Below are 6,649 nucleotides of genomic sequence, written 5' to 3' on the forward strand. Positions count from 1 at the left end.
AACGGCACCGGCGTGACACCCATGGCGACAGGCTCGCCAGGATGATGACCTCAGCGTCAGGGCCATGCCCAGGCAGATCAACATCCCGGGAGACCAGTGACGACAACCGTGCCGACAACAGCGCCGATCACAGCATTCGCGGAGTTTGCACAACGGGCCGACTATTCGCTGATGGACGCGCTGCAGGCGGATCCCCAGGCCACCGGAGATGGCCATGATCACCAGCCCCGCCAGGTGTTCTCCGGCCATTACGTGCCGGTGACGCCCACCCCGATTCCAGCGCCTGAATACGTTGCGCACAGCAGAACCCTCTTCCACGAGCTGGGCCTGAGCGATGCGCTGGCCCACGACGACCACTTCCGCCGTCTGTTTTCCGGTGACATCAGCGCGGCGCGCGAGCCGATGCGGCCGGTGGGCTGGGCCACCGGGTATGCCCTCTCGATCTACGGCACCGAATACATCCGCCAGTGCCCGTTCGGCACCGGTAACGGCTACGGCGATGGCCGGGCCATTTCCGTGTTCGAAGGCGTCTTCAACGGCCGGCGCTGGGAGATGCAACTCAAAGGCGGTGGCCCGACGCCCTACGGCCGCGGCGCCGATGGCCGCGCCGTGCTGCGCTCCAGCGTGCGCGAGTTTCTGGCGCAGGAGTTCATGCACGCGCTGGGGGTTCCCACCTCACGCTCCCTGACGCTCTATGTGTCGCGATCGGAAACCGTGCGCCGGCCCTGGTACTCGCCCAACTCCCGCTCGTTCGATCCCGACATCCTGGTGGACAATCCGGCGGCGATCACCACCCGGGTGGCGCCCTCGTTTCTGCGGGTGGGCCAGCTGGAGCTGTTCGCCCGTCGCGCCCGCAGCGATGCCCATCCGGAGGCGCTCAAGGAGCTGCAGATGATCACGGCGCACCTGATCGAGCGCAACTACCGCCAGGAGATTGAACCGGGTCTGGAGTTCAGCGATCAGGTGGTGGCGCTGGCGGGCCTGTTTCGCACGCGGCTGATCTCCCTGGTGGCGAACTGGATGCGGGTGGGCTACTGCCAGGGCAATTTCAACAGCGACAACTGTGCGGCCGGTGGCTACACCCTCGACTACGGCCCCTTCGGCTTCTGCGAACTGTTCGATCCCCGCTTCCAGCCCTGGACCGGCGGCGGCGAGCATTTCTCCTTCTTCAACCAACCGGTGGCCGCTGAGGCCAACTACCAGATGTTCTGGTCGGCCATCCGGCCGCTGCTCGAGGGCAACACTGAGGCGCTGGCAAGGCTGGATCAGATCCGCGACGGCTTCGCCGACGCGATGGGCCAGGAGCTGGAGGCCATGTGGGCCAGCAAGCTCGGCCTGATCCGCCACGACGCCGAGCTGGTCCAGGAACTGCTGCAGCTGATGGTGAGCTCCAAGGTGGACTACACGATCTTCTTCCGCAGGCTGTCTGACATCCCCGAGCACGTTTCGGCCCTGCAGGAGAGCTTCTACGTGCCCTGCTCAGAGGAGCTCGGTGCCCAATGGACGAGCTGGCTGCAACGCTGGCGGCATCAGATCACCAGCAGCGGCGACCCCCACGAAACAGCCGCAGCGATGCATCGCGTCAACCCGACCGTCACCTGGCGTGAATGGCTGATCGCCCCGGCCTATGAACAGGCGGCGCAAGGTGATTACAGCCTGGTCAGGGAGCTGCAGGAGGTGTTCAGCCATCCCTACGACGCGCTGCCTCCGGCGCTGGAGGCGACGTATGACCGTCTGAAGCCCAGGGAGTTCTTCAATGCCGGAGGCGTGTCCCACTACAGCTGTTCGTCGTGAAGGGCGCTCAGGGCAGCACCCTCTCGGCCAGCTGCTGCAAGCGACGATCCATGCTGATCAAGGTGGCTGCTTCCCGCCGGGCCAGCGCCAGATAGAGGCAGTCGTAAACGGGGTGATCGTGATGGCAGGCCAGGGCAAGGGCCTCGGCCTGCAGGTGGCGATCGGCTTCCACCCGATCCACCAGATCGCGGGCATCGGCCAGCAGCTGCTGGGGATCGAGACCAGCCAGGTGATCGGCCCGCTGCAGTTTCCAGAGGATGTTGGCCACCTCGCTGAGCATCAGCTCCGGGGCCATCACCAGCGCCGCCTCGCGGATCTGCTCGGCCACCGCAGCTGCACCGGGATCCCCAAGGATCAGCCGCACGGCAGCCGAGGCATCGAGAACGCAGGCGAGGGCCATCAGCGCTCGCGGTCGGCGCGGATCAGCGCTTCCGGCGTCTGATCTCCGGCCAGCACGGTGGCCAGGGGTCCGCGGCGGGCGATGCGGTCGAGCACCAGGCGGCGACGCTCGCGCGCATCCTCGCCGGCGATGGCCTCGAGATCCACCAGCGCCTGCTGGCTGAGGCTGCGCTTGTGCGCCTGGGCGCGGTGCTGCAGCAACCGGTGCAGCGGTTCAGGCAGGTCGCGGATCTGCAGGGATGGCATGGCTGCGCGAGTCGTGAAACCAAATTACTCGCGGCGCATGCGCTTTGCATGCATCGCTCGATGCCTTCTGGCAAGGGGCTGCGTGGCGGAGCCACCAACCGATGCACGCGTACGCCTTGGTGACGCTGTCCTGCCTGCGCTGCTCTGGCTCTCCCAATGGACAGGGAGGGGCCGAGGGCCAGGTCGCGGTAGCGGCTGTAGCGGCCGTGCACGCTCAGGCTCAGGTTGGGCGAGGCAAGGCGTCAGAGGATATCGATGAATGTTTCCGCGTCGACTCCCGCCTGGCGATGGAGAGGCACCACGTCGGTCCCATGGGCGTCGCCACGTTCAGGGTTGGGGGACTGGCTTCGCAGCACCACATGGCTGACATTCCGCCACGTCGACCTCGTCTTCCCGGTACAGGATCGCCGTGAGGCGCTGGGGGGTGGCGGTCGGGACGCCGGGGCGATCCAGACTGGATATCGATCAACTGCGGGGCTGTCATGCGCGCCAAGTTGTTCCGCAACGGCCGCAGCCAGGCGGTGCGGCTACCGGCCGAGTTCCGCTTCGAGGGCACGGAGGTGGAGGTGCATCGCGATCCCGAGAGTGGCGCTGTGGTGCTCACACCGGTGCGGCCATCGGCCCGCGCCTTGCTGGATCAAAGGGATGCCCTGCTGCAGGAGCCTGGCTTCCAGGCCGAGCTGGACGCGTTGTTCGAGGGGTTGCGCGACACGCGCCTTGCGGAACCGGTGGAGTTCCCCTGATGGCCGCGGCAAAGGGGAGGCTGATGCTCGACACCAACGCCGTGAACGCCTTTCTGAAAGGCCTGTCGCCGGGCCTGGATACCTGGGTGCGTGAGCAACGCTGTTGCCTGTCGTCGATCGTGGTGGCGGAGATCCGTTACGGCCTGGAGACGCTGCCGCCCACGTCGCGGTTGCAGGCGCTGGTGGAGAACACCCTCCAGACCCTGGAGATCCTGCCTGGTCAGAAGCCTGCGCCAGGGTGTACGGCCGGCTGCGGGCCGATCTCGAACGCAACGGGACGCCGTTGGCGGCGATGGATCTGCTGATCGCCAGCCATGCCCTCAGCGAAGGTTGCGCCCTGGTGACGGCGGATCAGGCCTTTGCCCATGTGGCCGATCTGCACCTGGAGGCCTGGTGATGGCCAGCAGGCAGGGGTTGGCCATGGGTCGCTCGCCTCCCTGGCTCTCGTACCGCGCAAACCCCAGACCTATCGATCAGCTGGGTGGAGGCGGATGGGTAGTGGCTTATGCAGGGTGGCCAGCACCCTTTCGTCGAAGCACTTGACGGAGGGCGAGGCGAGGGAGAGGCGAGGGAGAGGGGGGCCATCCTGTCTTGGGATGAACTCAGCCAATGGCCATTCCCCTGTGGTTTCCGTTGCGCCCGCGAGCCGGGTTCGCCAAGTAGCGCAGGGACGTTGGGGCTTCAGCGTGGCGAGCGAATTTCGACCCAGGGTTCCCCTTCGCCAAGGTTGGCCACAGCTGTCTCAAGGGTGCGCAGCAGCACGGCCTGAAGAGCCTGGTTGGAACTGTTCCCCACACGAAGCCATATCACCTGAGGTGGTGGGCCCTGCTCGAAGAGGAGATGCAGGAAGTCGCGATCCTTGGTCATCACCACGGCGCCAGCCGATCTCGCCCGGGCGAAGATCACACGGTCATCTGCATTCCTGAGACCGAGCTTTCTGACTGGCACCGCCTGAATCGGAGTGAACTGTGCTGTGATCCAACTCGCGAGGGCTGGCGACAACTGGGCATCAAGCCAGAGAATCACGCCACCAGCACAGGGTGATCCAGCTCGTGTGCGGCATAGCTGAGGGCGGCCTGCAGATCATCGGGCTCCAGATCAGGAAGCTCGGCAAGGATCTGATCGGGGGACAGCCCAGCGGCATACAGGTCGAGCACATCGCTCACGCGGATCCGCATGCCTCTGATGCAAGCCTTTCCGCCGCACTGGGCTGGGTTATGGGTGATGCGGGAATGATCCATGGGTTGAAGGTAGCGGCTCCAGCCCCCTCAAACGGCCAACGACATTACCGGCATTCCACGCCGCCGGGATCTCCCGCTCCAGCCGCCAGCGGATCGCCATCGGCCGCTCGCCCTCATGGCTTTCGTAGCGCGCAAACCCCAGGCAAACAAACGGCTCGGTCACCGTGCCCTGCCTCCGGTGCTCTGGCTCTCCCAGTGGAACAGGGAAGGTCCGAGGGCCAGGTCGTGGTAGCGGGTGGAGGGGGAGAAGAGGGCTTCGCTTTTGCCCAGGGTGATGAACAGCAGGTCGTTGGCGCTGGGCTGGTGCCAGAGCACGCCTTCGCGGTGGCGGCCATGCACGCGCTGGGGCACCGGCAGGGTCCAGGGCAGTGGGTGCTTACGGTCGTCGGTGCCGTTTACACAAGGTGGCGCGTTGACTCGTCAGTCCTGTTACTCCTAGGATTAGTGTTGACTCACTCAGAATGTTCCTTCTGTGGAAGGCTCGGCAGCGGCTGATCCCAGGGCCCAGCGGCGGCGGCGCCAGCAGCTTCTGGAGGCTGCCCGTAGCCGCTACCAGGCACTCAGCTACCAAGGGAAGGGCGTCCTGGTGGATGAACTGGTCGAGCTCTGCGGGTATCACCGCAAATCGGTGCTGCGATTGCTGCGCCAGCAGCCAGCGGACCATGGGGGTCCACCGGCCCGTGCCGGCGCTGGTCCCGATTCACCGGTGGTTGTTCACCACCGCCGCCGATATGGCCCTGAGGTGGTTCAGCTTCTGGAGACGTTATGGGAGGCCAGTGACCATCTCTGCGGTAAGCGTCTGGCGGCGGTTTTGCCCACGCTGTTGCCGGCACTGGAGCGCCACGGCCACCTGGAGATAGAAGCGGAGCTGAGTCAGAAGCTGCTGCAGTTGAGCCCGGCGACGATCGATCGGCTGCTGAGCTCGGCCCGTGCTGCCCTGGGCGGCCAGCATCGTCGCCGTCGTTCGCGCGTGGTCACCGGCGTGCGCAGGCGCACCACGGTGCGGACGTTCAATGGCTGGAAAGGCGTTGAGCCGGGCTGGTTTGAGATGGACCTGGTAGCCCACTGCGGCGGGCGGATGGAGGGCCCATTTCTTTGGACGTTGGTGCTCACCGATGTGGCCAGCGGCTGGAGCGAATGCGTGCCGCTACCCCGCCGTGATGGTCTTATGGTGCGCTCAGCCCTCCAGGAACTGCAGTCGCTGATGCCGCTGCCGCTGCGCGGCCTTGATGTGGACAACGACACGGCGTTCATGAACGAGGAGCTTGAGCGCTGGTGCGCCGAGGCGCGCAAGCCAGTGGAGCTGACCCGCTCACGGGCCTACAAATCCAATGACCAGGCCTGGGTGGAACAGAAGAACGGCATGCTGGTCCGCCGGGTGGTGGGACATCGGCGGCTGGAAGGGCCTCAGCAGTTGGAGCGGCTCTGCCAGCTCTACGGGGCCCTGCGCCTGTTCACCAACATCTACCAACCCTCAGCCAAACGGATCCCATTCGAAGAGAGCGACCGTCGGGAAGGCAGGCGTCCCCGCCGGCGCCATGACCAACCACTCACCCCGGCTGATCGGTTGCTGCGTTGGAGCGGGCTGGGCCCTCAAGGGCGCCGACGCATCGAGGCTCTGCAACAGGAGTGCGATCCAGTGGCTTTGCTGGAGACGATTCGCAGTAATCAAACCGCGTTGGTGAACGGAGAGCGGGAACCAGGCAACGGGCCGGACCCCTCAGACAGCGGCCAAGAGCTGGAGGCGTTCCTGAGCAGTCTGCGGCTGCTGTGGAAGCAGAGCGAACCCGCCAAGCGCGGCAGTTGGCATGTGCCCACCCGGACGTACCGCACGCGAGTGGATCCGACACTCGGCTGCTGGCACCTGGTGTTGCAGTGGCTCATGGCCGATCCCTTGCTCACAGGTCAGCAGGCCATGCAGCGACTGGAGAGCGAGAAACCCGGCCTGTATGGCGGGAGTTTGCGCACCCTGCAGCGGCGGATGGCTGAGTGGCGGATTGCCCATGCCGAGCAGGTGGTGGGCCAGCAGATGGGGGCGATCCGAGACCAGGAAAACAACCAGCTCAACAGAAAAAGAAGGAACAACCGCTGAGGCGTCAATTTAATAGGTAACAAATGCAATGAGTCAACGTGACGTGGACCCCAAAAACTGATCCAGGCCTTATGAGAGCTTCCCTACCGGCCAGACTTGGCCAGGAGAAGCCCCATGAAACGCAAACGCCACAA

At 65.4% G+C, this 6,649-nt stretch carries 9 protein-coding genes and 1 pseudogene; 5 read left to right on the plus strand and 5 right to left on the minus strand.

Annotated elements, in window-relative coordinates:
* The first annotated feature begins 171 nt into the window (after positions 1-171).
* The gene (locus tag KUG41_RS07230; protein ID WP_216902621.1) at positions 172-1,794 is read left to right on the plus strand and encodes a YdiU family protein; all 1,623 of its coding nucleotides are present in this window, start codon (positions 172-174) and stop codon (positions 1,792-1,794) included.
* Positions 1,795-1,801: 7 nt separating this feature from the next.
* Here KUG41_RS07230 and KUG41_RS07235 read toward each other — a convergent pair whose 3' ends face one another.
* A complete protein-coding gene (locus KUG41_RS07235) occupies positions 1,802-2,194 on the minus strand; it encodes a type II toxin-antitoxin system VapC family toxin (protein ID WP_216902623.1) in 393 nt (130 codons plus the stop codon).
* On the minus strand, positions 2,194-2,439 hold the full coding sequence (locus KUG41_RS07240) for a hypothetical protein (protein ID WP_216902625.1): 246 nt from the start codon (positions 2,437-2,439) through the stop codon (positions 2,194-2,196). The genes KUG41_RS07235 and KUG41_RS07240 overlap by 1 nt, the downstream gene beginning before the upstream one ends.
* Before the next feature lie 482 nt (positions 2,440-2,921).
* Between KUG41_RS07240 and KUG41_RS07245 the strand changes: the two genes are divergently transcribed.
* Genes KUG41_RS07245 through KUG41_RS16100 form a run of 3 tightly spaced genes read left to right on the plus strand, consistent with a single transcriptional unit; the run spans position 2,922 to position 3,579 of the window.
* Positions 2,922-3,182, plus strand: coding sequence for an antitoxin (locus KUG41_RS07245; RefSeq protein WP_216902635.1), 261 nt, complete (start codon positions 2,922-2,924; stop codon positions 3,180-3,182).
* A 23-nt stretch (positions 3,183-3,205) separates the two neighbouring features.
* Positions 3,206-3,487 (plus strand): hypothetical protein, encoded by a 282-nt coding sequence (locus KUG41_RS07250; protein WP_254216935.1) that lies wholly within the window; start codon positions 3,206-3,208, stop codon positions 3,485-3,487.
* Positions 3,421-3,579 carry a PIN domain-containing protein gene (locus KUG41_RS16100; RefSeq protein WP_371734066.1) on the plus strand — a complete coding sequence of 53 codons (159 nt, stop codon included), beginning with the start codon at positions 3,421-3,423 and terminating at the stop codon, positions 3,577-3,579. Before KUG41_RS07250 ends, KUG41_RS16100 begins: the two co-directional genes overlap by 67 nt.
* A 284-nt stretch (positions 3,580-3,863) precedes the next feature.
* Here KUG41_RS16100 and KUG41_RS07255 read toward each other — a convergent pair whose 3' ends face one another.
* From KUG41_RS07255 to KUG41_RS15930, 3 genes and pseudogenes are all read right to left on the minus strand, one after another.
* Complete coding sequence (locus tag KUG41_RS07255) at positions 3,864-4,208, minus strand: DUF5615 family PIN-like protein (RefSeq protein WP_216902637.1); 345 nt, start codon at positions 4,206-4,208, stop codon at positions 3,864-3,866.
* On the minus strand, positions 4,205-4,423 hold the full coding sequence (locus tag KUG41_RS07260) for a DUF433 domain-containing protein (protein ID WP_216902639.1): 219 nt from the start codon (positions 4,421-4,423) through the stop codon (positions 4,205-4,207). The genes KUG41_RS07255 and KUG41_RS07260 overlap by 4 nt, the downstream gene beginning before the upstream one ends.
* Before the next feature lie 27 nt (positions 4,424-4,450).
* Positions 4,451-4,810: pseudogene (locus tag KUG41_RS15930) on the minus strand (DUF3427 domain-containing protein); the annotation flags it as partial.
* 85 nt (positions 4,811-4,895) lie between these two features.
* Here KUG41_RS15930 and KUG41_RS07270 point away from each other — a divergent pair.
* The gene (locus KUG41_RS07270; protein ID WP_216902643.1) at positions 4,896-6,515 is read left to right on the plus strand and encodes a transposase; all 1,620 of its coding nucleotides are present in this window, start codon (positions 4,896-4,898) and stop codon (positions 6,513-6,515) included.
* Positions 6,516-6,649: the final 134 nt, after the last annotated feature.

This window comes from Synechococcus sp. CCY 9618 (genome assembly GCF_019038415.1).
Taxonomy (GTDB): domain Bacteria; phylum Cyanobacteriota; class Cyanobacteriia; order PCC-6307; family Cyanobiaceae; genus Cyanobium.